The sequence below is a fragment of the Streptomyces sp. NBC_00582 genome, assembly GCF_036345155.1.
Taxonomy (GTDB): Bacteria; Actinomycetota; Actinomycetes; order Streptomycetales; family Streptomycetaceae; genus Streptomyces.
In genome coordinates this window covers 9,600,045-9,625,980 of the sequence record NZ_CP107772.1, presented here as the reverse complement: position 1 = coordinate 9,625,980, position 25,936 = coordinate 9,600,045, and the positions used below count along the sequence as shown (strand labels likewise).

Here is a 25,936-nt window from a genome sequence, read left to right as displayed (position 1 = left end):
GGGCCTTTCGGCCCTGGGTTCACACGGGCCGTGCGGCCCTGGTTCGGGGCGAGCGTCAGCTCGATGTATATGCCAACCTTTCAGGGACCAAAATACATTCCCCGGGCAACCACTACGTTCCGTGGCAGGTGCGCAGCCGCTTCTCCAGGTACGCGCGTTCGGCCGGGTTCTCGGCCAGGGCGAGGGCGGACGCGTACGCGCGGGCCGCCTCGGCGTCGCGGTCCAGGCGGCGCAGCAGGTCGGCCCGGACGGCGTGGAAGACGTGGTAGCCGTCGAGGGCGAGCGTGTCCAGCAGCGCGAGGGCGGGCTCCGGGCCCGCGGTCTCGGCGACCGCCACCGCCCGGTTCAGGGCCACCACCGGACTCGGCGCCAGCGCCATCAGCTGGTCGTACAGCCGCAGGATCTGCCCCCAGTCGGTGACCGCGGCCGTCGGCGCGTCGCTGTGGACGGCCTGGACGGCGGCCTGGATCTGGTACGGCCCCGGCCGGTCGCGGCGCAGACAGCGGCGGACGAGTTCCTGTCCCTCGGTGATCAGCGCCCGGTCCCAGTGGGAGCGGTCCTGCTCCGGCAGCGGGACGAGGGTGCCGTCGGCGTCCTGGCGTGCGGCCCTGCGCGACTCGACGAGCAGCATCAGCGCGAGCAGCCCGGTGACCTCGGGCTCGTCCGGCATCAGCGCGCCGAGGAGGCGGCCGAGCCTGAGCGCCTCCGCGCACAGGCCGGGATCACCCTCGTAGCCCTGGTTGAAGATCAGGTAGACGACGGCGAGCACGCCCTGGAGCCGGTCCGGGAGGTCGGCGTCGCGGGGCACCCGGTACGGGATGCGGGCGTCGCGGATCTTCGCCTTGGCCCGCACCAGGCGCTGGGCCATCGTCGGCTCGGGGACGAGGAAGGCGCGGGCGATCTGCGCGGTGGTCAGACCGCCGAGCAGCCGCAGGGTGAGGGCGACCCGCGCCTGCGGGGCGAGCGCGGGATGGCAGCAGGTGAAGATCAGACGGAGCCGGTCGTCGCGCACGGGGCCCTCCTCCGGGGGCGGGTCGGGGGCGTGCAGCAGGGCCGCCTCGGCGTGCCGGGCGTCCCGGCCGGCCTCGCGGCGCAGCCGGTCGACGGCCCGGTTGCGGGCGGTGGTGATGATCCACCCGGCCGGGCTGGGCGGCAGTCCGGTCTCGGGCCAGCGCCGCACGGCCGTGGTGAACGCGTCCTGGACCGCCTCCTCGGCGAGGTCGATGTCGCCGAGACGGCGGACCAGGACGGCGACGGCCCGGCCGTACTCCGCGCGGAAGACGGCCTCGACGTCGACGGTGTCACCCACGGCGACGGCCTCAGTGCTGGTCGACGAACGGACGCACCTCGATGGGCAGGGTCGTGGCCAGGGCGGCCTTCCTGCCCCACTCCAGGGCCTCGTCGAGGTCGGCGGCCCGGATCAGGCTGAGTCCGCCGAGGTACTCCTTGCCCTCGGCGTACGGACCGTCCGTGATGAGGACGTCTCCGTCCTTCGGCCGCAGCACGGTGGCCGTCTCCGGACCGTTCAGACCGCCGGCGAAGACCCAGGCCCCGGCGGCGCGCAGCTCGTCGTTGTAGGCCTGTACCCGGCGCATGATCTCGGCCAGCTCCTCGGGCGCGGGCGGCTCACCACCGGTGGGCTGGACCACGCTGAGCAGGTAGTGCTTCATGACGTCCTCCTTGGCGTCGTGCCGTTCTCTCACCTCCTACACGAACGGCAGTCCCCCGGATCGACACCCCCCACCCCGACACGGGAAAGAATCTTGTCCATGACCGCACCGCACCCCCTCGTCACCCGCGCCCGCCGCCTCGCCGACGACCTCCTCGCCCCGCACGCCGAGGAGGTCGACCAGGGGGAGGTCCCGGTGGGCCATCTGACGGAGATCAGATGCTCGGGCCTGCTGGGACTCAACGCGCCGAAGGCGTACGGCGGCGCCGAGGCACCCGGCGCGGTGGTGCGCGAGACGGCGGAGATCCTGGCCGGGGCGTGCTGCTCGACCTGGTTCGTGCAGACCCAGCACCACACCCCGGTGCTGACGCTGGCCAAGGGCGAGGGCCCGGTGCGCGAGCGGCTGCTCGGCCGGCTGGCGACCGGTGACCTGCTGTCCGGGGTGGCCTACGCCCATCTGCGGGCCCACCCCCGGATCCCGGTCCGGGCCGTCCGCGAGCGGGGCGGCTGGCGCTTCGACGGAAAGGTCCCCTGGTACACGGGCTGGGGCCTGAACGACGTGCTGCTCCTCGCCGGGGTCACGGACACCGACGAGGCCCTGTTCGCCTTCACGGAGGCCCGTGACCAGCCGGGCCTGCGGGCGTCGCCCCCGCTCCGCCTGGCCGCCCTCACCGCGGCCCGCACGGTGTCCCTGGACCTGGACGGCCTCTGGCTGCCGGACGACGCGGTGGCCCTGCGCACCCCGCACACCAGCTGGTCGGCGACCGACCGCCTCAGGACGGTGAACGCCAACCCGGCGGTCTTCGGCATCGCCGAGGCGGCGCTGGCCCTGGTGGACGAGGAGACGGCCGCACCCCTGCGCGCCCGCCTCACGCAGGTGCGTGACCAGGCCTACGCCCTGATCGACGAGGCGAAGCCCCATGAGCACCTGCCGGAACGCCTGGCCCTCAGGACCCGTTCCCACGCACTGCTCCAGGCGGCGACCACGGCGGCGGTGGTGACGGGAGGAGGGCGCTCGATGCTCCTGACGAGCAGGGCCCAACGCCTGGCGAGGGAGGCCCTGTTCCTGTTGGTCCAGGGCCAGACGCAGGAGTCCCGCCGCTCACATCTCGACGCCCTCGGTGCTTAGGGGCGCGGGCACCTGCGACCGGCCACGACTCACCCGCCGAAGCGCCCCGGACACCCCTCTCACCCGGCGAACGGCACCTGCACCGAGGCCCGCCGTTCCCCTCCGGGGTGCCGCCACACCCCGTCCTCGGCCAGCCGAGGCAGCACCCCCTCCCCGAACCAGTACGCCTCCTCCAGATGCGGATACCCCGACAGCACGAACTCCGAGATCCCCAGCGCCGCGTACTCCTTGATCCGTTCGGCCACCTCCGCATGGCTCCCCACCAGCGCGGTCCCCGCACCACCGCGCACCAGCCCGATCCCGGCCCACAGGTTGGGATGGATCTCCAGCCCCTCCCGGCTGCCGCCGTGCAGCGCGAGCATCCGCTGCTGCCCCTCGGACTCGCTGCGCGCCAGCCCGGCCTGGACGGACCTCACGGTCTCGGGGTCGAACCCGTCGAGCAGCCGGTCGGCCTCCGCCCAGGCGGCCTCCGCGGTGTCCCGGGTGATGACGTGCAGCCGGATGCCGAACCGCGGGGTGCGCCCTTCCTTCGCCGCGAGCCCCCGGATCCAGGCGATCTTCTCGGCGACCTGCGCGGGCGGCTCACCCCAGGTGAGGTACACGTCCGCGTGCCGCGCGGCGATCTCCCCGGCGAGCGGCGAGGAGCCCCCGAAGTACACCTCCGGAACCGGGTCCGGCACCCGCGCCAGCCGGGCGTCCTCGACCCGCAGGTGCTCGCCGTCGAGATCGACGGTCTTGCCGTCCCACAACCCCCGGACGATCTCCAGGAACTCTCCGGTACGGCGGTACCGGTCGTCCTTGTCTAGGAAGTCCCCGTAGGCCCGCTGTTCGTGGCTCTCGCCGCCGGTGACCACGTTCAGCAGGAGCCGACCGCCGCTCTGTCGCTGGAAGGTGGCGGCCATCTGCGCGGCGAGCGTCGGTGAGACGAAGCCGGGCCGGAAGGCGACCAGGAACTTCAGCCGTTCGGTGTGCCGGCTGACCATGGCGGTGGTCAGCCACGCGTCCTCGCACCATGCCCCGGTGGGGGTGAGCGCGCCCACGAAGCCCAGGTCCTCGGCGGCGCTGGCGATCTGGCTCAGATAGGCGACCGTCGGCGGCCGGTCCCGTCCGGAGGCGGTGGCCGGGGTGCCGTGGCCGCCGCCGACGACGTGCCGGCTGTCGCCGTTGGTGGGCAGGAACCAGTGGAAGGTGAGGGACACGGGGGGTCTCCGATCGAGAGGGTCGCCGAGTCGACAGCGCCTGGGGGGTCGCTAGAGGAGTCCGTGGCGCGGCGGCCGGGTGCCGCTCAGCGCGTACCGGCCGATGTGCTGGATCTTCCAGCGGATGGGGTCGTGCAGGGTGTGGGTGCGGGCGTCGCGCCAGTGCCGGTGCAGATTGAGGGAGTCGAGCGCCGAGCGGGTTCCGGAGACCTCGAAGAGGGCGCTGGACACCTCCACGGCGGCGCGAGCCGACTGCACCTTGGCCGCGGCGACCGCGAGGGAGGCCTCGGCGGCCGAGTCGTCGGTGAGGTGGGCGCGCGCCGTGTCCACCGCGCGGGCGGACTCCCGCAGCAGGGCCTCCGACGCCCGCACCTGCAGGGCGAGTTCACCGAAGCGCTGGATCAGCAGCGGGTCCTCGGCGGCCGTCTCGGCCTCGCTCTCGAACCAGGGGCGGCTCTTGGTCGTCACGAACGCCGCCGCCTCGGCGAGCGCGCCCGCGGCGATCCCGGCGTCGATGGCGGCGTGCAGCAACTGGGCGACCGCTCCGTGGAGTTGGGGCCCCTCGAAGGTGAGGTGGTGGGGCAGGACGCGGTCGGCGGGTACCGGGACCCCGTCGAGCCGGACGGTGCCGCTGGCCGTCGTACGCTGGCCGAGGCCGTCCCAGTCGTCGGTGACCGTCAGACCGGGGGCGCCGGCGGGGACGTAGGCCACCTGGAGCTTGTCGTCCTCGGAGCGGGCGAGGACGGGGATCCAGTCGGCGAAGAGGGCGCCGGTGGAGTAGTGCTTGACCCCGGTCAGGACGTACGAGCCGTCGGGCCGCGCCACCAGCCGGGTGCGGATGTCCTGGACGTGCCGGGTTCCGGCCTCGGACTGGGCGTTGCCGAAGCGGCGGCCCGCGAGCAGCTCGGCGAAGAAGAACTTCCGCTGCTGCTCGGTTCCCTGACGGCGAATCACGTTGACGTAGGCGAAGTGGCTCTGCGGGATCTGGGCGAGGCTGGCGTCGGCGGTGGCGAGGAGACGGAGGATCTCCGCGAGGGTCTCGGCGCTGACGTCCGCCCCGCCGTGGTCGGCGGGGACGGTGACGGCGAGCAGTCCGGAGGCCGAGAGCCGGTCCAACTCTTCGTGCGGCAGGCGGCGTTCGGTGTCCCGGGCGGAGGCTCCGGGCCGGAACTCGTCGGCCAGGGCGGCGGCGAGGGCGAGGGCCTCGGCGTCGTCGGCGATGACGTGCGCGGCGGTCATGGTCAGCTCGCCGCGGCCAGGTACGGGGTGCGGCCGAGAGCGGCGGAGAACTGGTCGACGACCTGGGCGAGCGCCTCGGCGGAGGCCGGGGCGATGGTGATCGTGCCGTCCTCCTGGGCGGTGATGTCCTTGTCGAGGGTGAACCAGCCCTGCACGATGTGCGCGGCGCCCATCGAGTTGAGGACGGGCCGCAAAGCGTAGTCGAGGGCCAGGACATGGGCGGTGGAGCCCCCGGTGGCCAGCGGCAGCACGGTCTTCCCGGTGAGCGCGTACTGCGGGAGCAGGTCGAGGAGCGCCTTGAGGACCCCGGAGTACGACGCCTTGTAGACGGGGGTGCCGACGACCACACCGTCGGCGCGGGCGAACAGCTCGGTGGCCTCGACGATGGCCGGGTGGCGGAAGTCCGCGCCGAGCAGTGCCTCGGCCGGGATCGTACGGACGTCGAGCGCGATCACCTCGTGGCCCTGGGCGGTCAGCCGCTGGTCGAGGTGGCGCAGGAGACGGCCGGTGCGGGAGGAGGCGGAGGGACTGCCGGAGACGGACAGGACGGTGGCCATGGATCCTCTTTCGAGAGCAGGCCGGTGCGCCCGCGCGGAGGGCGCACCGGTGGGACGGGTGTCAGACGGAGACGGGCTGGGACGCGGGCTCGGCCTCGGCCGCCGGATCGGGAAGCCGGGCCTCGAGTTCGCGGACGAGCGGCAGGACGCGCTTGCCGAAGTACTCGACCTCCTCGTGGTAGTGGAGGAAGCCGAGGAGGAAGAGGTCGACGCCGAGCTTCTTGTAGGCGACGATGCGTTCGGCGATCTGCTCGGGGGTGCCGATCAGTCCGGTGCGGAAGCCGTCGTTGTACTGGATCAGGTCCTCGAAGGTGGAGTCCTGCCACATGCCCCTGCCGTCGGCGGTGGACCGTCCCGCCTGCTTGACGGCGGCGCCGAAGCCCTCGACGGCCTCACGGTCGGCCCGGGCGACGATCTCGCGGAGGGTCTCGCGGGCCTCGGCCTCGGTGTCCCGGGCGATGAGGAAGCCGTTGAGGCCGAACTTCGGTGCCGTACGGCCCGATGCGGCGGCGGACCTGCGGACGTCGTCGATCTGCTCGACGACTCCGTCGAAGTCCTTGCCGTTGGAGAAGTACCAGTCGGAGACCCGGCCGGCCATGGCGCGGGCCGCGGTGGAGTTGCCGCCCTGGAAGATCTCCGGGTGCGGGCGTTCGGGGGTGTTGAGGGGCTTCGGCTTGAGGGTGAAGTCACGCAGGCGGTAGAAGTCCCCGCCGAGTTCGGCGTGGTCCTCGGTCCAGATCGAGCGCAGGGCGCGGATGAACTCCTCGGAACGGCGGTACCGTTCGTCGTGCTCCAGCCAGGGTTCGCCGAGGGCGGTGAACTCGCCCTTGAACCAGCCGGACACGACGTTCACGGCGAAGCGGCCGTTCGAGAGGTGGTCGGCGGTGGCGCCGAACTTGGCGAGCACTCCCGGGTGCCACAGTCCGGGGTGGATCGCCGCGATGACCTTCAGGCGTTCGGTGGCGAGCAGCAGGGCGAGGCTGAAGCTGGTCGACTCGTGCTGGTACTCGGCGCCGTAACTGGCCATGTAGCGGACCTGGCTGAGGGCGTAGTCGAAACCGTTGTTCTCGGCGAGGACGGCGAGTTCGCGGTTGTAGTCGTACCCCCAGTCGGTGCGCTGTTCGATCCTGCTGGTGACCAGTCCCCCGCTGACGTTGGGGACCCAATAGGCGAATTTCAGGGGCGCGGCGGGCATGCGGAACTCCTGTTGCGGAATGTTTTCTGGCACGCCGAATTCAGCCGGCACGGAAGGCACGCGTGGGGAACGCGGACCCTGCGGGCGCGGTGAATTCGGGTGGGGAAACGGGGAAAGGCGCGGCGGATCTCGGGGAAGGGGAGGATCAGGCCGCGGCGCGACAGGAGGCGCTGGAGACGCGCGCGAGGTCGACGTGGCGTCGCCGCGTGAGGTCCAGTCGCATCGTCATGCCGTCGATCGTGACAGCCGCCGGTGACGGCAGTCAAGGAAAACCCGACCGGTCTCGTATCCCGGACCATTGAATTTCACGAAGGTGTGACAGGGAAACCCTTGAACGGCCGAGGAATGGGTCCGCATTCTTCGGAGGGTGCGGACGGAACAGTTGGAATACATCGCGGCGGTGACACGGCTCGGTTCGCTGCGCCGGGCCGCCGAGGAACTGCGGCTCTCCCAGCCCGCGTTGAGCGAGACCGTACGGAACCTGGAGCGTGAACTCGGGGTCGATCTGCTGGAGCGCAAGCGGTCCGGGGCCACCATGAGCGCCTCGGGGCGGGAGCTGCTGCCGCACATCATCGGGGTGCTGGACGCCGTGGACCGGCTGCGGGCGGCGGCGGGCGAACAGCACCGGATCCGGCGGATGGTGCGGGTCGGCACGGTGAACGCGGCGACCGTGCCGCTGCTCCTGCCGGTACTCCGCGCGTTCCGTGCCGCGCACGCCCTCACCCAGGTCGAGGTGGTGGGCGCCCAGCAGACCGACATTCACCGGGGGCTGCTGGAGGGCGGGTTCGACCTGGGGCTGGTGAACCATCTGGACGGTGACGACGTGCCCGCCGAGTTCGACTCCACCGAACTGCTGCGCGGGCGACCGGTGGTGTGCGTGCGGCCCGACAGTCCGCTGGCGGCGGCGCCGGAGGTGTCGGTGGACGACCTGCTCGGCGTCCCCCTGATCGGCATGCGGTCGGGGTACGTCATGCACCGCTATGTGCACCGGCTTCTCGGGGGCCGCGATCCCGCGTTCGCCTACTCCACGGACGGCGCCGAGATGGGCAAGCTGATGGTCGCCGAGGGGCTCGGGGCGACGGTCCTGCCGGACTTCAGTGTCGTCGGGGATCCCCTGGAGCGGCAGGGCGCGCTCACCCACCGGCCGATCGCCGGGGACACCACCGGGGTCCTGCTCATGCTGCAGCGGCGCAGGGCGGAGTCCGTGCCGCAGGCCGCGCGGGAACTGCACGAGGTGTTCGTGCGCAGGGCACGGGAACTGGCCGCCGGAGCCGGGCCCTGACACCGGCTCCGGCGGTCACTCCTCGTCCTCCGCCGGGACGACGACGAGGAAGGCGTCGGACTTCAGGTCCATGACGACGCTCGCGGGCCGGCCCTCGGCGCGCAGCCTCGCCGCGCACTCCTCCGCCGGCCAGGATCCGCGGGGCGCTCCCGCCGGGAAGCGTTCCCACACCGTCGCGCGCATAGCTGCAGACACCTCCGCCTCCGGGGTCTTACGGGTTCGTGTCGGACGACTACGCTGCGTCTGCCCCGGATGGCCGCGAGCATGTTCACGCTGAGGGCGTACGGCTCTCCTCGGACGCGGGCGAGGCGGACCGACGGGTCTCGTCGGCCGGGGCCCGGCCTCCCCCGGTCGGATCACCCGTCAGGCGGCTCGGCCACCAGGCGCGCGGTCCGATGTCGAGGACCAGCGCGGGCACCAGCAGCGAGCGCACCACGAGGGTGTCGAGGAGCACGCCGAAGGCCACGATGAACGCGATCTGCGCGAGGAAGGCCAGGGGGATCACACCGAGCGCGGCGAACGTCGCGGCGAGGACGACGCCGGCGGAGGTGATGACCCCGCCCGTGCTCACCAGACCGCGCAGGACGCCCCGGCGCACGCCGTACCGCAGGGACTCCTCGCGGACCCGGGACATGAGGAAGATGTTGTAGTCGACGCCCAGCGCCACCAGGAACACGAACCCGTAGAGCGGGACCGAGGGGTCGGTGCCGGTGAAGCCGAACACGTGCCGGAAGACGAGGGCGGAGACGCCCAGCGTGGCCAGGAAGTTCAGGGCGACCGTCGCGACCAGCAGGGCGGGCAGCAGCAGGGACCGCAGCAGTCCCGTGAGGATCAGGAAGATCACGGCGAGGACCACGGGGACGATGAGGGTGCGGTCGCGTTCGGCGGTGCGCAGGGTGTCGTGGCGCTGGGCGGTGTAGCCGCCGACGAGGGCGTCGGCGCCGGGAACGGCGTGCAGGGAGGCGCGCAGACGTGCCACGGTCCGCCGGGCGGCGTCGCCGTCCGCGGCGGAGGCGAGGGTGACGTCGACCTGGACCCGCCCGTCGACGACCAGCGGGGTGCCGCCGGGGCGTCCGGTCGTGGTCCTGGCCGCGGCCGAGGCGACGCCCTCGGTGGCGCGGGCCGCGGTCAGCACCCGCTCCAGGCGGTCCGCGTCCGCGACGACCACGGCGGGGTTGCCCGCGCCGCCGGGGAAGTGCGCGCTCAGGGTCTGCTGCGCGGCGACGGAGGGCGCGTCGTCGACGAAGGTCTCGTCGAGGGGGACGCCCCGGGAGGCGAGCGCCGGTGCGAAGGCCGCGCCCGCCAGCAGGACGGCGAGGGTGACCGCCCAGACCCGGCGGGGCCGCCGGTCGACCAGCCCGGCGACCCGGCCCCATAGGCCCGGGGCGGCGCCCCCTGCGGCCGCCTCGGTACCGTCGGCACCCGCCTCTCCCGCGCCCGTGGTGCCCGTGCCCGGGACGGCAGCCCGGGGCTTGGCCGGCCAGTACGCCGCGCGGCCCAGGACGACGAGGACGGCGGGCAGGAAGGTGAGTGAGGACAGGACGGCGCAGCCGATGCCGATGGCGCCGACCGGTCCGAGCGCGCGGTTGTTGGTGAGGTCGCTGAGCAGCAGGGCCAGCAGCCCGAGCGCGACGGTCGCGGCGCTGGCCACGACAGCGCCCCAGGACTGCCGCAACGCGGCCCGCACCGCCGTGAACCGGTCGCGGCCGAGGGCGAGTTCCTCACGGTAGCGGGCGGTCAGGAGCAGGGCGTAGTCGGTGGCGGCGCCGATGACGAGGATCGACAGGATGCCCTGGACCTGTCCGTCGACGCGGACCAGGTCGTGGTCGGCGAGGACGTACACGACCGCGCAGGCGAGGCCCAGCGCGAAGACCGCGCCGAGGATGATCACCAGCGGCAGCAGGACGCTGCGGTAGACGAGCAGCAGGATCACCAGGACCGTGAACAGGGCCACGGCGAGCAGCAGTCCGTCGATCCCGGCGAAGGCGTCGGAGAGGTCGGCCTGAGCGGCGGCGGGGCCCGCCAGGTGGACGGTGCCGCCGGGGACGCGCTCGGCCGCGGCGCGGATCCGGTCGAGGGCGGGGGCGAGACCGTCACCGAGGTCGGGGCGGAGCGGGACGACGGCCTGCAGGGCGGCCCCGTCCTTGGCGAGGACGGCCGGGGAGATCCGGCCCCGCACCCCCGGGGTGCCGTCGAGGGAGGCGAGGGCGCGGTCGGCCGCCGCGCGCTGCCCCGCCAGGCCGGAGCCCGTCCACACGACGACGGCCGGGAGCGTCTCGTCCTCGCTGAAGGCCCGCTGGGCGGCGATGACCTCGGTGGACTCGGCGCTGCGCGGCAGGAACGCGGCCTGGTCGTTGGTGGCCACCTCGCCGAGGCGCCCGGCGTAGGGGCCGAGGACCCCTCCGACGGCCAGCCATACGGCGATCAGGAGAAGCGGCACGAGCCGGCGGGCTCGTCGCTGGGTGGTGGACATGGCGCTCCAGAGAACACTCAATGAAAAACAATCTCAATGGTTGAGTTATTTGCTCCCGCCGATCGTAGCCGCCTCAGTGGCCGGGCGGCACGGTGGTGCCGAGTTCCTCGTTCATCGCGCTCAGGAACCGCACCACCACGGCCAGTTCGTCGTCGGTGAACCGGGAGCGGGCCGCGTCGGTCGCCTCGGCGAGGGGGCGGAAGTAGGTGCGGGCCGCCGCTCGGGCGTCGGCGGCGTAGTACAGATGGACCACCCGGCGGTCGGCGCTCTCCCGGACGCGACGGATGTGCCCGGCCCGCTCCAGCCGGTCCACGCACGCGGTGACCGCGCCGGAGGTGAGGCCGAGGTGCTCCCGCAGCCGCTTCGGTGTCATCGGCTCGTCGGAGTCGAGGATCGCGCCGAGCGCCTGGACGTCCGTCGCGTGCAGTCCGTGGTCGCCCGCGAAGACGTGCACCAGGCGGTTGATCTCGCCGTTCATCCGGCGCAGCGCCACGGCGAAGGCGTGCAGATCGGTCCCCGTCCCGGGGGCGTCCGACGGCTGTTCCCGTTCCGCCTGCTGCCGTTCCCGGTCGTTCGCTGTGGCCACGCGATCAGCCTAGCCGCCCGCCGGTGTCCGCCGATCGGGCGCACCGGCGGGAGCGGCGCATCCACCACCGCGCCACGCAGGGAAGCGATGACCACGAGGGGGTCATGGGCGGGAAGGACGAAGCACTGATGACGGCACACGACCACGGCACCGGACCCCTGTGTCTGGTGACCGGCGCCTCGGGATACATCGGCGGCCGGCTCGTCCCCGAGCTGCTGGCGGCGGGCCTGCGCGTACGCTGCCTCGCCCGCTCCCCCGCACGGCTGCGCGACCACCCGTGGGCGGGCCGGGTGGAGGTGGTCCGCGGGGACGTGACCGACGCGGAGTCCGTGGCGGCGGCGATGCGGGGCGTCGACGTCGCGTACTACCTGGTGCACGCCCTGGGCACCGGAGGGGACTTCGAGGAGACGGACCGGCGGGCGGCACGGATCTTCGGGGAGTCGGCACGCGCCGCGGGCGTCCGCCGGCTCGTCTACCTGGGCGGGCTCACCCCCTACGGGGTGCCGGAGGAGCGGTTGTCGCCGCATCTGCGCTCGCGCGCCGAGGTCGGCCGGATCCTGCTCGGCTCGGGCGTGCCCACGGCCGTGCTGCGGGCGGCGGTCGTGATCGGCTCGGGTTCGGCCTCGTTCGAGATGCTGCGCTATCTGACCGAGCGCCTGCCGGTGATGGTCACCCCCAGCTGGGTGCACACCCGGATCCAGCCGGTCGCCGTCCGGGACGTGCTGCGCGCGCTGGTCGGCGCGGCGCGGATGCCGCCCGGGGTGAGCCGGACCTTCGACATCGGCGGCCCCGACATCCTGACCTACCGGGAGATGATGGTCCGTTACGCCGCCGTCGCGGGGCTGCCGCACCGGCTGATCCTGCCCGTACCGATGCTCTCCCCCGGTCTGTCGAGCCACTGGGTGGGGCTGGTCACGCCGGTGCCGGCCTCCATCGCGCGGCCGCTCACCGAGTCGCTGCGGCACGAGGTGGTGTGCCGCGAGCACGACATCGCCCGGTACGTTCCGGACCCGCCCGGTCATCCGGTCGGCTTCGACGAGGCGGTCCGGCTCGCCCTGCGGCGGGTGCGCGAGGCACGGGTCACCACCCGCTGGTCCTCGGCCTCCCTGCCGGGGGCGCCGAGCGATCCCCTGCCCACCGACCCCGACTGGGCCGGCGGAAGCCTCTACTGCGACCACCGGGAGCTGTGCGTGGACGCTCCGCGGGCCTCGCTGTGGCGGGTGATCGAGGGCATCGGCGGCGACAACGGCTGGTACTCCTTCCCGCTCGCCTGGGCGGTACGGGGGTGGCTGGACCGGCTGGCGGGCGGGGTGGGCCTGCGCCGGGGGCGCCGGGACGCGGCACGGTTGCGGGTGGGGGACTCGCTGGACTTCTGGCGGGTCGAGGAGATCGAGCCGGGGCATCTGCTGCGGCTCCGGGCGGAGATGCGGCTGCCGGGTCTGGCGTGGCTGGAGATGTACGCGGAGACGGACGGGGACGGACGCACCCGTTTCCGTCAGCGCGCCCTGTTCCACCCGCGCGGGCTGCTCGGCCACGTGTACTGGTGGAGCGTGTCGCCGTTCCACGCGGTGGTCTTCGGCGGCATGGCCCGCAACATCGCCCGCGCGGCCTTGGCGGACGCGGCGACCCACACCCCCGACCGCACCCCCACCGGCTGACCCCGGCCCGACCCGCCAGGATCCACACCGCAGCCGCCCCGCCGCCGACCCACGGCCCACACCCGCAGCCGCAGCCGCCCGGCAACCGACCGACACCCCACATCCGCCACAGACCCCCAACCGACCCACACCCAACCCAGCGGCAGCCGCGCCCCGACCGACCCACACCCCGCCCAGCGGCAGCCGCGCCCCGACCGAGACCCACACCCCGCCCGGCAGCCGACCCCCGACCGACCAGCGCCCCGCCCACCGGCGTCCCCGCCCCGAAACCGGAGCCACCGGATCGACCTCTACCCCGCCCACCCGCAGTCGCCGGGCCGAGCCGCCGCAGGCGGGCGCATCCGTCCGGCGCCGTCGGGCGGAAACGCGTGGTAGTCCGTCACCGCCTCACCCCCTCGCCCCGGAGCCGTCCCATGAACGTCTCGGTCGTCCTGTTCACCTCCGACCTGCGGCTGCACGACCACCCTCCGCTGCGCGCGGCCCTCGACGGGTCGCGGGAGGTGGTTCCGCTGTTCGTGCGCGACCGGGCGGTGGACGGCTCGGGGTTCGCCGCGCCCAACCGGCTGGCCTTCCTCGCCGACTGTCTGCGCGATCTCGACGCGGGCCTGCGGCAGCGCGGCGGCCGGCTGGTGCTGCGGTCCGGGGACCTCGTGGAGGAGGTGTGCCGGGTGGCCACCGAGGCGGAGGCCGACGAGGTCCATCTGGCGGCGGACGCGAGCGCGTACGCCCAGCGACGCGAGGAACGGCTGCGGCGCGCCCTGGAGGCCGAGGGCGTCCGTCTGCATGTGCACGGCACGGTGACGACCGTGGTGGACCCCGGGGTGCTGGCCCCGGGCTCCTCCGACCACTTCGCGGTCTTCACGCCGTACTTCGGGCACTGGTCGCGCCAGCGGCTGCGGGAGGTCCGCGCCGCGCCGCGGGCGGTACGGGTGCCGGAGGGCGTCGGCTCGGAGGAACTGCCGGACCGCAAGGCCCTCTCCGGCCTGGCGCCGGCGCTCGCCGAGGGCGGTGAGACGGAGGGCCGCGCCCGGCTCGCCGCCTGGCTGCGCTCGGGCGTCGCCTCGTACGAGGACCGCCACGACGACCTGGCCGGCGACGCGACCTCGCGACTCTCGCCGCATCTGCACTTCGGCACCCTCTCCCCCGTCGAGCTCGTGCACCGGGCGCGGGCCGTGGGCGGGCCGGGCGCCGAGGCGTTCGTACGGCAGGTCGCCTGGCGTGACTTCCACCGCCAGGTGCTGGCCGCGCGGCCGCAGGCGGCGGTCGCGGACTACCGCACCAAGCACGACCGGTGGCGTACGGAGCGCACGGCCGGCGCGGACGTCGAGGCCTGGCGGGAGGGCCGTACCGGCTACCCCGTGGTGGACGCGGCGATGCGGCAGCTACGGCACGAGGGCTGGATGCACAACCGGGGACGCCTGCTCACGGCGAGTTTCCTCACCAAGACGCTGTACGTCGACTGGCGCATCGGCGCCCGGCACTTCCTGGATCTCCTGGTCGACGGGGACGTGGCGAACAACCAGCTCAACTGGCAGTGGATGGCCGGGACGGGCACCGACTCCCGGCCCAACCGGGTCCTCAACCCGGTCACCCAGGCGAAGCGCTACGACCCCGACGGGGCGTACGTGCGGCGCTGGGTGCCCGAGCTGGCGGAGCTGGAGGGGCCGGCGGCGCACGAACCGTGGAAGCTGCGGGGCCTGGACCGGGCGGCGCTCGACTACCCGGACCCGGTCGTCGACCTCGCCGACGGTCTGGCCCGCTTCAAGCGGGCGCGCGACCACGTGTGAACGGCTCATCAGGTCGGCCCGGCGCTCGGCAGCCGGTCACGGACGCGCCGTACGTCCGGGTTCTCCGGGGCGCCGGGCGCTGGGCGAGGTAGCCGGTGTCGAGGGGCGGGTCGTCCGGGGTGGGGAGCGCGACGAGGGCGCCGGAGGCGAGTGCGCCGAGGCAGAGGTAGCGCGGCAGCACGGGGAGGCCGGCGCCCGCCACGACCGCCGGCCGGCACCCCACGCCCGCCGGGCCCGGTCCGGGCGGCGGGGCAGGACGGCCGACGGCCGTAGGCGTGCCGCCGGTGGCGGCGGGCGATGGGCGGGTCCTCGGCGTACGTCACGAGCGGCACGAAGTGCGGTGCCGCGGACCCTACCTCGGCGAGCCGTCCCCCGAGCCGCTCGGCCCGGACCCGGGCCGCGATCAGGACGAACTCCTCGTGGCGGCCCGCTCCGAACTCCTCCAGGAGGGGGTCGGTCGGCCCGGTCGCGATCCGCGGCCGCACCCCTCGGCGACCAGCGGGGCGAGAGCGGCAGGGCGCGGGCCCGGGCCGGCCTCGGCGAGACGGGGAAGTGGCTGCCGCAGGACCGGCTCACCGAGGCGGGCGTGGACGTGCGGGTGTGGCGTGGCCCGGCCCTGCCCGACCTCCCGGACGGCCCTGGGCGCCCCACGTGGTGGTCGACCGCAACCTGGTCACGGGCCGAACCCGGCCTCGTCGGCCCCGCTCGCGACCGACCTGCTGAAGCGGTGGGGCGAGCGCGCCGCAGGGCACGGCTCCCCTCGGCGGGGCCGAGGCGCCTCGGGCGGCTCACCCGGCGTCGTACACCGCCGCCAGCGTCTCCAGTGCGTCGCCCAGGGACGTCGGCCGGGGCAGGCCCGGGCCGGGGCGGCCGGCCCAGCCGGGGCCGCCGAGCACCACGGACGGGGTGCGGCGGGCCCCGCGTACCCCCCAGCGGGTCGCCGCGAGATGGCGGGCGAGGGCCAGGCTCGCGGTGGAGCGGGCCTGGGCCCACAGGACGACGGCCACCGGGCCCAGCCGCTGGACGGCCGCGGACAGCGCCTCCGAGGGGACGGCGGCTCCGAACATCCGCGTGGGCACGTCGAGTCGGCTGAGTCCGGCGTTGAGCGCCTCCAGCGGCAGGGTGTGCTGCTCACCGGGCACGCAGGCGAGGAGCACCGGGCCCGGTCCGCCCGTGTCGTCGCCCGGTGCGGCGGGGCGGGTCGCGCGCCGCAGGGCCGTGGAGACGTGCCAGGACAGCAGATGCTCGACCTCGACGTACCGGTCCCCGGACGAGGCCCACTTGCGTCCCACGGCGTGCAGGGTCGGCACCATCACCTCCTGCCAGGCGGCGGTCAGGCCGTGCCGGTCCACGGCCTGGGTCAACTGCTCGGCGACGGCCGGAGCGTCCAGTCGTACGGCGGCGCGGGCCAGGCCCCGGCACTCCTGGCGGACGTCACCGCCCAGCGGGAGCCCGCCCGTCTCCCGGGACCGTTCCCGCACGGCGCCGGCCGGCTCCCGTGCGGGCACGCCGGCGCCCTCCTTCGCGGCGCGGGCGGCCTCGGCGGGCGGCACCCCGGCCGAGGTGAGCCGGCACATCGCCTCCAGCACGGCCACGTCGTCCGGCCGCCAGCGGCGGTGCCGGCCGTCCGCGCGGACGGCGGGACCGATGCCGTAGCGCCGGTCCCAGGAGCGCAGGGTCGTGGGTGCCACACCCAGGCGGCGGGCCAGGGCGCCGGTGGTCAGACCGGTGTCGTCGGAGACGGTGGACTCGCTCATGTTCCCGACCTTACGGCCGATACGACGCAGAAACGACGCGTGTTGAGGGGCCCGCGTGCCGCTCGGACGATTGCCTCACGGGGCGAGTCCCCGTGAGGACGTCCCGCACCGGCCCGGGGACGGGTCGCCCGACGTGAGGAGCCGACGTCATGAGCCCGCAACTGTCCCCCGCCGTCCCGTCCACGCGTGCGTGCGGCGGTGAGCCGCTCGCCGACGAGGAGATCGCCCGTGGTCTGGTGGCGGGCGACGAGGCCTGTCTGGACGCCGCCTACCGTCGCTGGTCCGCCCTGGTGCACTCGCTGGCCTGGCGTTCCCTCGGGGACGCGCGGGAGGCCGAGGACGTGAGTCAGCAGGTGTTCCTGGGCGTCTGGCGGGGGCGTGCGGGCTACCGGCCGGAGCGCGGCACCCTCGGGGGGTGGATCGTCGGCATCACCCGCCGGAGGATCGCCGACAGTCTGGCGGCCCGGACCCGTCGTCTGCGTCTCGCCGCCGCGGCCGGTTCCGAGCTCTCCGTCGTCGACCCGGACCGGGACCGGCCCGAGGCCGTCCTCGACCGGGTGCTCGTGCGCGGTGAACTGGCCCGACTGCCGGCGCCGCAGCAGCGGGTGCTGCGGCTGACGTTCTACGAGGACCTCACCCAGACCCAGATCGCGGAGCGCACCGGCTGGCCGCTCGGCACGGTCAAGAGCCATGCCCGGCGCGGTATGCAGCGGCTGCGGGTCCGCCTGGAGCCGCCGGGCGAGGGGTGACGGCCCGAATCCATTTTCGACGCACAAACGCTGCACCGGTGACGGCAGGCGTTTTTCCGACGCCGGGATGCCGCGCCGCATCCGAATCCGGCACCCCCGGCGAAGTACCGGGCGGCCGCACCTCCACGTCCCCTCAAGTGCGGCCGGCGGGAGCGCGGCCCCTCCCGCACGCCCCCGGGGAGTGTCGGTGCTCCCCGGGGGCGGTCCCGTCCGCGGGGAGTAGCTCGGCCGGCAGCGGGTCCGGCACGTGAAGGGCTCTACACATAAAGGTTGAATAAGCGCAGAATGTCTCTGCGCGGCGCTTACCGCACACCGCACCAGACGCGGTCAGGCCTGCAGTCGAAGGAGACGAGTCATGGCCAACGTCTCGCCAGACAGAAGTGACATATCGACCCACCCCGACGTATCCGAGATGCGGGCACGTTACGACGCCGTGCTCGGCGGCCGTGATGTGGCGCTCGTGGACGGACCGGTATTCCTGCTCGGTCTGTACTGCGCGGTGTCACCGTGGGTGCTCCACTACACCACCAGCCAGCCCGACCTCATGACCCACAACCTGATCATGGGCATAGCGATCGGTCTGCTGGCCCTCGGCTTCACCGCCGCCCCGGCCCGTATGTACGGCCTGAGCTGGGCCATGTGCGCGCTCGGCGTGTGGATGATCATCGCACCGTGGGTCGTCGGGAACAGCCCGGACGCCGGTGTGGTGGTCAACAACATCATCATCGGCGCCCTGGCCGTGATCCTGGGGATGATGTGCGCCTTCACGGCGGCGAGGAGCGCCCCTCGGGCGTAGGCCCGCTCCCCCTTCCGACGGAAAGGCGGTTCGGCCGCCCCGCGTGCGCGGGGCGGCCGAACCGTCTTGCGGGGAGGTCAGCTCACCGTGAGCGCCGTGTCGTCGAGGACGAAGGACGTCTGGAGGGTGGAGCCCTCGGTGCCGGTGAACTTGAGGGTGACGGTCTGGCCGGCGTAGCTCGCGAGGCTGAAGCTGCGCTGGGTGTAGCCGCCGGCGGCGTTGAGGTTGGAGTAGGTCGCCAGCGTGCCGAGGACCGTCCCGGAGCTGTTGAGCACCTGGACCTTCAGCGTGTCGTACACCGTGCTGGTGGTGGTCTCGGCTGTGTCGATGTGCAGGTAGAAGCTGAGGGCGGCGGTGGTGCAGCCGGACGGGATGGTCACCGACTGGGAGAGCGTGTCGGTGTGGGCCGATCCGTAGCCGTCGAGCCAGGCGTAGTAGGAGCCGGTACGGGCCGACTGGCTCGAGGAGGTGGTGATGACGCCGCTGGTGGCGCTCCAGGTGGTGGCGCCGGACTCGAAGCCGTTGTTGCCGAGGAGCTGCGCGGCGGTGCAGGTGCCGGAGCCGCCGCCGCCGCCGTCGCCGCCGCCCCCGCTGCCGCTTGCGCCGGCGAGCCACTCGGTGGCGTTCAGGGCGAGGGCGGCATTGGTGGCGCCGGAGTCGTTCCAGCCGTCGTAGAGGGTGTTGCCGGACTGGCCGGTGCCGTCGTCGATGGGCGAGCTGTCACCCCAGAAGGCGACCCGGCCGCTGCCGAAGGTGCTGGTGGCGAAGAAGGCTCCGGTGTTCCCGGAGTACCCGGTGCGGTAGAGCAGGCCCTTGACGGCGGAGTTGTCGGCGGGCTTGAGGGTGGCCGTCGTACCGCTGGCGATGAGGCTCTTGCTGACGGTGCCGAAGGAGCCGTGGAGCACCGGGTCGGTGCTGTCGCTGATGGCCGACGGGTAGTCGGAGCTGATGCTCAGCGAGTCGACGGAGAAGCCGAACGGGTCGGTCGAGTCGACGCTGTTGTTCGTCATCAGGTCGTTGAAGATCTCGACCGCGTCCTCACCGTCGTTGTTGCGGTCGGCGCCGGTGTGGTCGGAGATCATGAAGAGGCCGCCGCCGTTCTTCACGAAGTTCATGATCGCCGTCTTCTCGGCGGTGGTGAACAGCGTGTTGGGCTCCGGCAGGACCAGCGTGTCGAAGTTCGACAGGTCGGTCGTGGACGAGCCGCCGTAGGTGAGGGCGCTCGTGGCGGTCTTCAGGCTGTAGTCGCCGGTCTTCTGCAGGGCCACGCCCCACGCCGACAGGGCGCCGGTCCAGTCCGTCTCCGAGGACGGGGTGGAGTCCTGGGAGAGCGGGTCGGGCTTGCTGGTGGAGATGATCCAGTCCGCGTTGCCGGCCTCCTCGGCGTGGCCGTCGTCGAAGAGGATCCGGTGGGGGGTGGCCGCGTGGGCGGGCGCGGCGCCGGTGGAGACCTGCAGGGCGGCTCCGGTGACGAGCAGGCCGAGGCCGGCGAGGAGGGTGGTGACCTTGCGGGGGTGTCTCGGTGATCCGGGCATCCGGCGAACCTCCGTGAGGGGGTGGGGAGAGGACGGCTGCGGCGGTCGATCTGCGCGCGTAGATCCCGCAAGGAAGGGTTCTACACGCGTGGACTGATTGAAAGGTACATGGCATGACGGCGCTGTGAACATCAAGTGCGGGCAATAACGTCCGCCATGGCGTCAGCAGCGCGATCCGGAACGGACTGCCCCACCCCACAGCGGGCACAAGCTAGGCGACGGGCTCTCACCAAGGAGGGGCGAGATGGAGATCGACGGCCTCATCAGTGCCATCTTCATCGGCATCATCATCGGTGTGCTCGGACGACTCGTCGTTCCGGGCCGCCAGCGCATCGGCCTGCTGTGGACGATCCTGGTCGGCATCGTGGCCGCGCTGATCGGATCGGCCCTCGCCTCGGCGCTGGGCGTGGCGGACACCGACGGGGTCGACTGGGTCGAGTGGCTCATCCAGATCGGCCTCGCGGCGGTCGGCGTGACGGCGCTGGACCGGGCCAAGGCGAGGCGGTGAGCACACCGGGCCGATGACGGCCCCGTCCCGGACGGCCTGCGGCGCGGGGCCGACCGGGACGGCGAGGCCGCCCGGCCCACCCCTTCACCGCCCGCCGAGCAGCCCCCGATACCACTCCAGGGTGGCGGCCAGGGTCTCCTCCAGAGGCGTCGGCGTCACCCCGAAGGCCTTCTCGAAGGCGGAGGAGTCCACGATCTGGGGCTCGGTGTGCTGGTACCACATCTCGGCGTACTCGGCCATGAACTGCTCGTCGAAGGGGCCGTAGGGGCGGGGCTCCTCGACGACCAGGACCTTCAGCGGGCCGCCGAGGTGTCGCTCGATCATCGCGTGGACCGCCCGGGTGCTGACGGCGGACGCGGTCGGCAGATGCCAGACCCGTCCGTCACCCTCGGGGTGTTCGCCGAGGGTGGCGAGGCCGGCCGCCACGTCCCGGATGTCGGTGTAGCTGTGCGGCAGGTCGATGTCGCCGATGCCGAGCACCTCCGCGCCGGTCAGCGCGGCCGGGAAGACCGCTCCGCCGAGGGTGGAGTTGAGCACGCCGGGGCCGACGAAGTCGGCGGAGCGGCCGAGTACCACCCGGGCCCGCCCCTCGCGATGGGCGGCGAGGTACGTCTCGTCCAGTCGGGCCCGCATCCGGCCCTTGCGACTGGTCGCCCGCCACGGGGTGTCCTCGGTCATCACCGCCCCCTTGGTCTCGCCGTACGGGTAGAGGGTGTCGAGGACGACGAGCCGGGCGCCGGAGGCCTCGACGGCGCCGAGGACGGCGTCCTGGATGCGGGGCATCGCCTCGACCTGGAGGTGATAGCCGACGTTGACGCAGTGGTACACGACTCCGGCGCCCGCCACGGCGGCCCGCGCGCCCTCCGGGGTGCTGACGTCGGCGGCGTACCGCTCGACCCCCTCGCTCCCGGGCCCCTCCCCCTTGCGGTCGACGAGGCGTACGGCGTGCCCCCGGCGGACGAGTTCGACGGCGAGCGCGGTACCGGCGGGGCCGGAGCCGAGGACGGTGTGCAGGGAGCGGTTCTCGCCGGTGACGGCAGACATGACGGTTCCCTAAGAATGTGAGGCGGTCCGGGAGGACCGGGTGTGGCTGATGGCGGGTTGTCGCTTGTGACTCGAAAGGAATGGCCGCCCGGTCCTCCAGGACGCTCCGACCACTGATTGAGAACTGCGGTCATCGCTGGTTAGGGACCTGTCGGCGGGGTGTTCTTCGGACCGTGAACTGCCGGTCATGAGGAAGATGGAGCGACGGCTTTGAGCACGTCTGGCAGGCGGATATGGGTCGGCGTCGATGCCGGCAAGGGGCATCACTGGGCGGTTGCGGTCGATGCCGACGGCGAGACGCTGTTCTCGACGAAGGTGATCAACGACGAGGCCCAGATCCTCACTCTCATCGAGACGGCCCGTGAGCGGGCTGAAGAGGTGCGGTGGGCGGTGGACATCTCCGGCCGGGCCTCCACCCTGCTGCTGGCCCTGCTGGTCGCCCACGGGCAGCAGGTCGTCTACGTCCCCGGCCGGACGGTCAACCGCATGTCCGGCGCCTACAAGGGCGAGGGCAAGACCGATGCCAAGGACGCACGTGTCATCGCTGACCAGGCCAGAATGCGACGGGACTTCGCCCCGCTGGACACGCCCCCGGAGCTGGTCTCCACCCTGCGGGTGCTGACGAACCATCGGGCAGACCTGATCGCCGACCGCGTCCGCCTGATCAACCGGCTTCGCGACCTGCTGGTGGGCATCTGCCCCGCGCTGGAGCGGGCCTTCGACTACTCCGCGGCCAAAGGCCCGGTCGTCATGCTGACCGAGTACCAGACCCCGGCCGCCCTGCGTCGGATCGGCGTCAAGCGGCTGACGACCTGGCTGGAACGCCGCAAGGTCCGCGGCGCTGTCGACGTCGCGGCCAAGGCCGTCGAGGCCGCCCAGTCCCAGCAGCTCGCGCTTCCCGGCGAGAAACGGGCCGCGCAGCTGGTCCGCGACCTCGCCCACCAGCTCCTGGCCCTGGACGAGCGGATCAAGGACAACGACCGGGAGATCCGCGAGACCTTCCGCACCGACGACCGTGCCGAGATCATCGAGTCCATGCCCGGCATGGGCCCCATCCTCGGGGCCGAGTTCATCGCCATCGTCGGGGACCTGTCCGGCTACCGCGACGCCGGCCGTCTGGCCTCGCACGCCGGCCTGGCCCCGGTCGCCCGCGACTCCGGCCGCCGCACCGGCAACTACCACCGGCCCAAGCGCTACAACCGGCGCCTGCGGCACATCTTCTACATGGCCGCGCAGACGGCGATGATGCGACCCGGACCTTCCCGGGACTACTACCTCAAGAAGCGGGCCGAGGGACTGCTGCACACGCAGGCCCTCCTCTCGCTTGCCCGCCGCCGGGTCGACGTGCTCTGGGCGATCCTGCGTGACAAGAGGCTGTTCACCTCCGCCCCACCGGTCACGCAGGCGCCTTGACGCGATCATTGAGATTCCTTTCGCTGGATGTCCGGCCATTCGGTTCTGATGACCAGTCGCAACAGTTAGAGACTGTAACTCTCGCGATGATTCATAGCAACAGGGGGAGGCCCGGCCTTTCGTTAAGGTGTGTCACCAGGAACGCGGGAACACGGCTGCCGTGGTACGGCCGTGCGGGAGAGAGGAGCGCCGGTGGCCGGCAGTGCGCAGAGCCCGAGGGCGCGGTATCGCGAGCAGACGCGGGCGGAGATCAAGGACATCGCGCTCCGGCAGCTCGCCGAGGGCGGCACGGGGGCCGTGGCGCTGACCCGGATCGCGAAGGAGGTCGGCCTGTCGGGTCCGGCGCTCTACCGGTACTTCGACAGCCGGGACGCGCTGCTGACGGACCTGATCCGGGACGCGTACGCCGATCTGGCGGGGGCCGCCACGGCGGCGGCCGGGGCGCTTCCCGAGGGGACCTCGCCCCGCGCGCGGCTCCAGGCACTGGGCGCGGCCTGCCGTGAGTGGGCCGTGGCCGAGCCGCACCGCTATCTGCTCATCCAGGGCACTCCGGTGCCCGGTTACACCGCTCCCGCGGACACGCTGGACAGCGCCCGCGCGGTGCTGGGCCCGTTCCTGCCGGCGTTCGCGCAGGCGGAGCCGACGGCCTCGGTGCGGCCGGTGGTGGCCCAGATGACGGAGTGGGCGGCGCGGGACACGGCGGTGGCCGGGTGGGCGCGTACGCGGGTGCCCGCCGGCGCGGAGGGCGTCGCCCTGGCGGGCGCCGTGCTGGGCTGGACGCACATGCACGGCGCCGTGGGTCTGGAGGTGTCCGGCCAGTTCGAGGGCATGGGACACGACGGGGCCACGCTGCTCACGGCCCAGATCGGACTGCTGGCGGACGCCTTCGGACTGGCCTGAGACCAGCCTCCGGGGCGGCTACGGCGTGTAGAGGTACGGCGTGGTGGTGCTGAGCGCGGCGAAACCGAGGCGTTCGAGGATGGGCCGGCTCTGGTCGGAGGCGTCGACCTGGAGGTAGCGGTAGCCGCGCTCGGTGGCGATGCGGGCGCGGTGGGCGATCAGGGCGCGGTAGATGCCGCGGCCGCGCCAGGCCGGATCGGTGCCGCCGCCCCACAGACCGGCGAAGCGGGTGCCGGGGACGAGTTCCATCCGCGCCGAGCTCACCGGTTCGTCCCCGGCGAGGGCGACCAGCGCCACGATCGTGTCCGGGGCGGCGGTGAGCCGGGCGAGCACGAGGTCCCGCAGGAAGGAGCCGTCACGGCCGAAGGCCTTCTCGTTGGCCGCGACCATGAGCTCGACGCCCGCCCGGTCCGTCACCGGCACGATCCGGACGCCCCGGGGCGGCGGCGCGTCGACGAGCTGGCCGGTCGTCTCGCCGATCATCAGGGTCTCCTCGGGCTCGGCCGTGAACCCGGCGGCCGCGAGCCGTCGCCCCAGGTCGGCGGGCCGGTCATGGCCGTAGTGCTTCCACTCGAACTCCGCGCCGCGCCCGGAGAAGTAGGCGACCTGGGCGGCGATCGCCGCGTCGGCGTCCGGGGCGTCCAGGTCCGACCAGAGGACGCCGTTCCAGCCGCCCTCGCCGCCGACGTGGCGCACCACGCCCCCGGTCCGTTCGACCCGGGCGTCGGAGCTCTCGGGCCGGGCGCCTTCGCGCATGTCCCGGTCGTACAGGGCGAGTACCGCGGCATGATCCATACGGCCACTCCAGCATCCCGGCGCCCGCCCCACAACGGAATTAACGGCACCGGACCCACCGGGGCCGTACGCGCGTCCGGGACACTCCCGGCATGGAGCATCAGGACAGGGAGGCGGCGCGGCGGTGGCTGGCGGATCAGGGGGTCAGCCGGGTGCGCGAGGAGTGGGTGAGCGCCGAGGCACCGGGCGCGCTGCTCACGGCCGACGAGGTGGCGCACGCCTGTGCCGGCGACGTGTTCGAGGAGGACCTGCCCGCGGCCGACCGGGTCCGGCTCGCCTTCGGGTTGCTGGACCTCCTGGACGCGTACTGGGTGACGTGCGAGATGCGCTTCGCCGACCGGGGTGCGCAGGGCCCGCTGCCCGCCGATGCGCTGTGGGGCGGCTACCGTCGGCGGCTGGAGGCGGAAGCGGACGCCGAGACTCTCACCCATGCGTTGTGGGTCGACTGGTTCGAGGACCGCGGGACGGCCGCGACGGCGTTCGCCGAGGTGCTCGGCGACGACATCGAGCGGGTGGTGGCCGCCCCCTCGAAAGCCCTGCTCCGCCGGGCCCGTAGGGTCCTGGAGTGTTCGGGGCCGGTGCCCTGGCCGGTGAAGGAGCCCGCCTACCGCACCGCCGTGCGGCTGCCCGCCCTGCACCCGGCCCTGTTCACGGCCCTCCGGGCGAGCTATCACGACGTCTACGGCGATCTGGAGCCGATCGCGGCGCTGGCACTCCTCGACCGGCTGGAGCTGCCGGCGGGCACCCGGCACCTCGCGGAACTGCGTCAGGTGCTCGCCGCGGGGCACGAGAACCACCACCGCAGTCCGCGGGCCTGGGAAACGGCGGTCCGCACCTGCTCCTGAGGCGTCGCGCCGGGCGCGGAGGGATCCGGTGCCCGCCGCAGGTCCCCGTGGGGCGGGGGCCTGCGGTTCGGCCGGGCGAAAGGGGGCGGGGTCAGACCCGCGCGCCCGGGCGGAAGCGACGGTAGAGGACCGCACCGGCCAGGACCAGCGCCGCGCTGCCGGCGACGGCGGGCACGGTCGCGTCGGCACCCGTCTGGGCGAGCGAGGACACGGTCGGCTCGGATGCCGGGGTCTGGGGCGCACGGGCGTGCGGCACGGTCTTCCTGCCCGGGGCCGGGCGCTGGGGCTCGGGCTCGGGGGCCGACGGCTGGCGCACGGGCGGCACCGGCGTGCTCGGACGGCCGGGATGCGCCGGGTGGTGGGGCTTGTCGACCGGGCCGTTCACCGACGTGTTGCCGAACGCCGGGTTCAGGGCCCCGACGACGTCCACGCTGTTCCCGCCGGCGTTGAGAGGCAGGTCGACCGGTGCCTGCACCCCGTTGCCGGAGACCGCGCCGGGCGAGTCGGCCGTCGTCGTCCGCGCCCCCGCCCCGGAGCCCGGCGCGTGCTTCGGCTCGGCGCTCTTGTTGGCACAGGTGTTGCCGAACGCCGGGTTCAGCAAGCCCACCACGTTCACGGTGTTGCCGCAGAGATTGACCGGGAGGTGCACCGGCAGCTGCACGCCGTTGCCGGAGGCCACACCGGGAGATCCGGCCGCGGTACCGGCGGCGGAGGAGTCGGCGAACGCCGCCGGCATCGTCACGGCGGCCATCGCGCCGGAGGCTGCTGCTACGGCGAGCACACCGTTTCGGGTAGCCCGTCTCATGGGTCCCTGCCTTCC

General features: G+C 73.4%; 25 protein-coding genes. 10 read left to right on the top strand and 15 right to left on the bottom strand.

Features of this window, described 5'->3' with window-relative positions; all coding sequences use genetic code 11:
* Positions 1-112: 112 nt before the first annotated feature.
* Positions 113-1,309: an RNA polymerase sigma factor gene (locus OG852_RS43545; protein ID WP_330350767.1), complete on the bottom strand. Its 1,197-nt coding sequence runs from the start codon at positions 1,307-1,309 to the stop codon at positions 113-115.
* Positions 1,310-1,319: 10 nt separating this feature from the next.
* Positions 1,320-1,670 (bottom strand): YciI family protein, encoded by a 351-nt coding sequence (locus OG852_RS43540; RefSeq protein ID WP_133914423.1) that lies wholly within the window; start codon positions 1,668-1,670, stop codon positions 1,320-1,322.
* Positions 1,671-1,769: 99 nt separating this feature from the next.
* On the opposite strand from OG852_RS43540, the gene OG852_RS43535 reads away from it, so the two are divergent.
* Positions 1,770-2,798, top strand: coding sequence for an acyl-CoA dehydrogenase family protein (locus OG852_RS43535; protein ID WP_133914424.1), 1,029 nt, complete (start codon positions 1,770-1,772; stop codon positions 2,796-2,798).
* Positions 2,799-2,857: 59 nt separating this feature from the next.
* Here OG852_RS43535 and OG852_RS43530 read toward each other — a convergent pair whose 3' ends face one another.
* From OG852_RS43530 to OG852_RS51080, 5 genes are all read right to left on the bottom strand, one after another.
* Complete coding sequence (locus OG852_RS43530) at positions 2,858-3,997, bottom strand: LLM class flavin-dependent oxidoreductase (RefSeq protein ID WP_133914425.1); 1,140 nt, start codon at positions 3,995-3,997, stop codon at positions 2,858-2,860.
* A 51-nt stretch (positions 3,998-4,048) separates the two neighbouring features.
* Positions 4,049-5,236, bottom strand: coding sequence for an SfnB family sulfur acquisition oxidoreductase (locus OG852_RS43525; protein WP_133914426.1), 1,188 nt, complete (start codon positions 5,234-5,236; stop codon positions 4,049-4,051).
* 2 nt (positions 5,237-5,238) lie between these two features.
* Positions 5,239-5,793, bottom strand: a complete 555-nt coding sequence (gene ssuE / locus OG852_RS43520) for an NADPH-dependent FMN reductase (RefSeq protein ID WP_133914427.1) — start codon at positions 5,791-5,793, stop codon at positions 5,239-5,241.
* A 61-nt stretch (positions 5,794-5,854) separates the two neighbouring features.
* Positions 5,855-6,988 (bottom strand): dimethylsulfone monooxygenase SfnG, encoded by a 1,134-nt coding sequence (sfnG, locus tag OG852_RS43515; RefSeq protein WP_330350766.1) that lies wholly within the window; start codon positions 6,986-6,988, stop codon positions 5,855-5,857.
* Between the two features lie 145 nt (positions 6,989-7,133).
* Positions 7,134-7,211: a putative leader peptide gene (locus OG852_RS51080; RefSeq protein WP_351405193.1), complete on the bottom strand. Its 78-nt coding sequence runs from the start codon at positions 7,209-7,211 to the stop codon at positions 7,134-7,136.
* Positions 7,212-7,355: 144 nt separating this feature from the next.
* On the opposite strand from OG852_RS51080, the gene OG852_RS43510 reads away from it, so the two are divergent.
* Entirely contained in the window at positions 7,356-8,270 is a 915-nt protein-coding gene (locus tag OG852_RS43510) for a LysR family transcriptional regulator (RefSeq protein ID WP_208117225.1), read from the top strand.
* 15 nt (positions 8,271-8,285) lie between these two features.
* Here OG852_RS43510 and OG852_RS43505 read toward each other — a convergent pair whose 3' ends face one another.
* From OG852_RS43505 to OG852_RS43495, 3 genes are all read right to left on the bottom strand, one after another.
* A complete protein-coding gene (locus tag OG852_RS43505) occupies positions 8,286-8,453 on the bottom strand; it encodes a hypothetical protein (RefSeq protein ID WP_166663610.1) in 168 nt (55 codons plus the stop codon).
* A gap of 85 nt (positions 8,454-8,538) precedes the next feature.
* Positions 8,539-10,743, bottom strand: a complete 2,205-nt coding sequence (locus tag OG852_RS43500) for an MMPL family transporter (protein ID WP_330350765.1) — start codon at positions 10,741-10,743, stop codon at positions 8,539-8,541.
* 73 nt (positions 10,744-10,816) lie between these two features.
* Positions 10,817-11,329, bottom strand: a complete 513-nt coding sequence (locus OG852_RS43495; protein ID WP_330350764.1) for a MarR family winged helix-turn-helix transcriptional regulator — start codon at positions 11,327-11,329, stop codon at positions 10,817-10,819.
* A gap of 128 nt (positions 11,330-11,457) precedes the next feature.
* On the opposite strand from OG852_RS43495, the gene OG852_RS43490 reads away from it, so the two are divergent.
* Entirely contained in the window at positions 11,458-12,987 is a 1,530-nt protein-coding gene (locus OG852_RS43490) for an SDR family oxidoreductase (RefSeq protein WP_330350763.1), read from the top strand.
* Positions 12,988-13,400: 413 nt separating this feature from the next.
* On the top strand, positions 13,401-14,774 hold the full coding sequence (locus OG852_RS43485; protein ID WP_330350762.1) for a cryptochrome/photolyase family protein: 1,374 nt from the start codon (positions 13,401-13,403) through the stop codon (positions 14,772-14,774).
* A 788-nt stretch (positions 14,775-15,562) separates the two neighbouring features.
* On the opposite strand, the gene OG852_RS43480 is transcribed toward OG852_RS43485, so the two are convergent.
* A complete protein-coding gene (locus OG852_RS43480) occupies positions 15,563-16,531 on the bottom strand; it encodes a MerR family transcriptional regulator (RefSeq protein WP_330350761.1) in 969 nt (322 codons plus the stop codon).
* 149 nt (positions 16,532-16,680) lie between these two features.
* Between OG852_RS43480 and OG852_RS43475 the strand changes: the two genes are divergently transcribed.
* Complete coding sequence (locus OG852_RS43475) at positions 16,681-17,280, top strand: sigma-70 family RNA polymerase sigma factor (RefSeq protein WP_133914435.1); 600 nt, start codon at positions 16,681-16,683, stop codon at positions 17,278-17,280.
* Positions 17,281-17,635: 355 nt separating this feature from the next.
* A complete protein-coding gene (locus tag OG852_RS43470) occupies positions 17,636-18,076 on the top strand; it encodes an SPW repeat protein (protein WP_133914436.1) in 441 nt (146 codons plus the stop codon).
* A gap of 77 nt (positions 18,077-18,153) precedes the next feature.
* On the opposite strand, the gene OG852_RS43465 is transcribed toward OG852_RS43470, so the two are convergent.
* A complete protein-coding gene (locus OG852_RS43465; protein WP_330350760.1) occupies positions 18,154-19,611 on the bottom strand; it encodes a hydrolase in 1,458 nt (485 codons plus the stop codon).
* Between the two features lie 244 nt (positions 19,612-19,855).
* Between OG852_RS43465 and OG852_RS43460 the strand changes: the two genes are divergently transcribed.
* The gene (locus OG852_RS43460; RefSeq protein ID WP_133914438.1) at positions 19,856-20,119 is read left to right on the top strand and encodes a GlsB/YeaQ/YmgE family stress response membrane protein; all 264 of its coding nucleotides are present in this window, start codon (positions 19,856-19,858) and stop codon (positions 20,117-20,119) included.
* 84 nt (positions 20,120-20,203) lie between these two features.
* Here OG852_RS43460 and OG852_RS43455 read toward each other — a convergent pair whose 3' ends face one another.
* Positions 20,204-21,163 (bottom strand): NAD-dependent epimerase/dehydratase family protein, encoded by a 960-nt coding sequence (locus tag OG852_RS43455; protein ID WP_330350759.1) that lies wholly within the window; start codon positions 21,161-21,163, stop codon positions 20,204-20,206.
* Between the two features lie 210 nt (positions 21,164-21,373).
* On the opposite strand from OG852_RS43455, the gene OG852_RS43450 reads away from it, so the two are divergent.
* Together OG852_RS43450 and OG852_RS43445 are read left to right on the top strand one after the other, a co-directional pair.
* Entirely contained in the window at positions 21,374-22,576 is a 1,203-nt protein-coding gene (locus tag OG852_RS43450; RefSeq protein ID WP_330346908.1) for an IS110 family transposase, read from the top strand.
* Positions 22,577-22,768: 192 nt separating this feature from the next.
* Complete coding sequence (locus tag OG852_RS43445) at positions 22,769-23,476, top strand: TetR/AcrR family transcriptional regulator (protein WP_133913264.1); 708 nt, start codon at positions 22,769-22,771, stop codon at positions 23,474-23,476.
* 18 nt (positions 23,477-23,494) lie between these two features.
* On the opposite strand, the gene OG852_RS43440 is transcribed toward OG852_RS43445, so the two are convergent.
* Positions 23,495-24,271, bottom strand: a complete 777-nt coding sequence (locus tag OG852_RS43440) for a GNAT family N-acetyltransferase (protein ID WP_330350758.1) — start codon at positions 24,269-24,271, stop codon at positions 23,495-23,497.
* A gap of 92 nt (positions 24,272-24,363) precedes the next feature.
* On the opposite strand from OG852_RS43440, the gene OG852_RS43435 reads away from it, so the two are divergent.
* A complete protein-coding gene (locus tag OG852_RS43435) occupies positions 24,364-25,116 on the top strand; it encodes a hypothetical protein (protein WP_330350757.1) in 753 nt (250 codons plus the stop codon).
* 91 nt (positions 25,117-25,207) lie between these two features.
* On the opposite strand, the gene OG852_RS43430 is transcribed toward OG852_RS43435, so the two are convergent.
* On the bottom strand, positions 25,208-25,921 hold the full coding sequence (locus tag OG852_RS43430) for a chaplin (protein WP_330350756.1): 714 nt from the start codon (positions 25,919-25,921) through the stop codon (positions 25,208-25,210).
* Positions 25,922-25,936 lie beyond the last annotated feature (15 nt).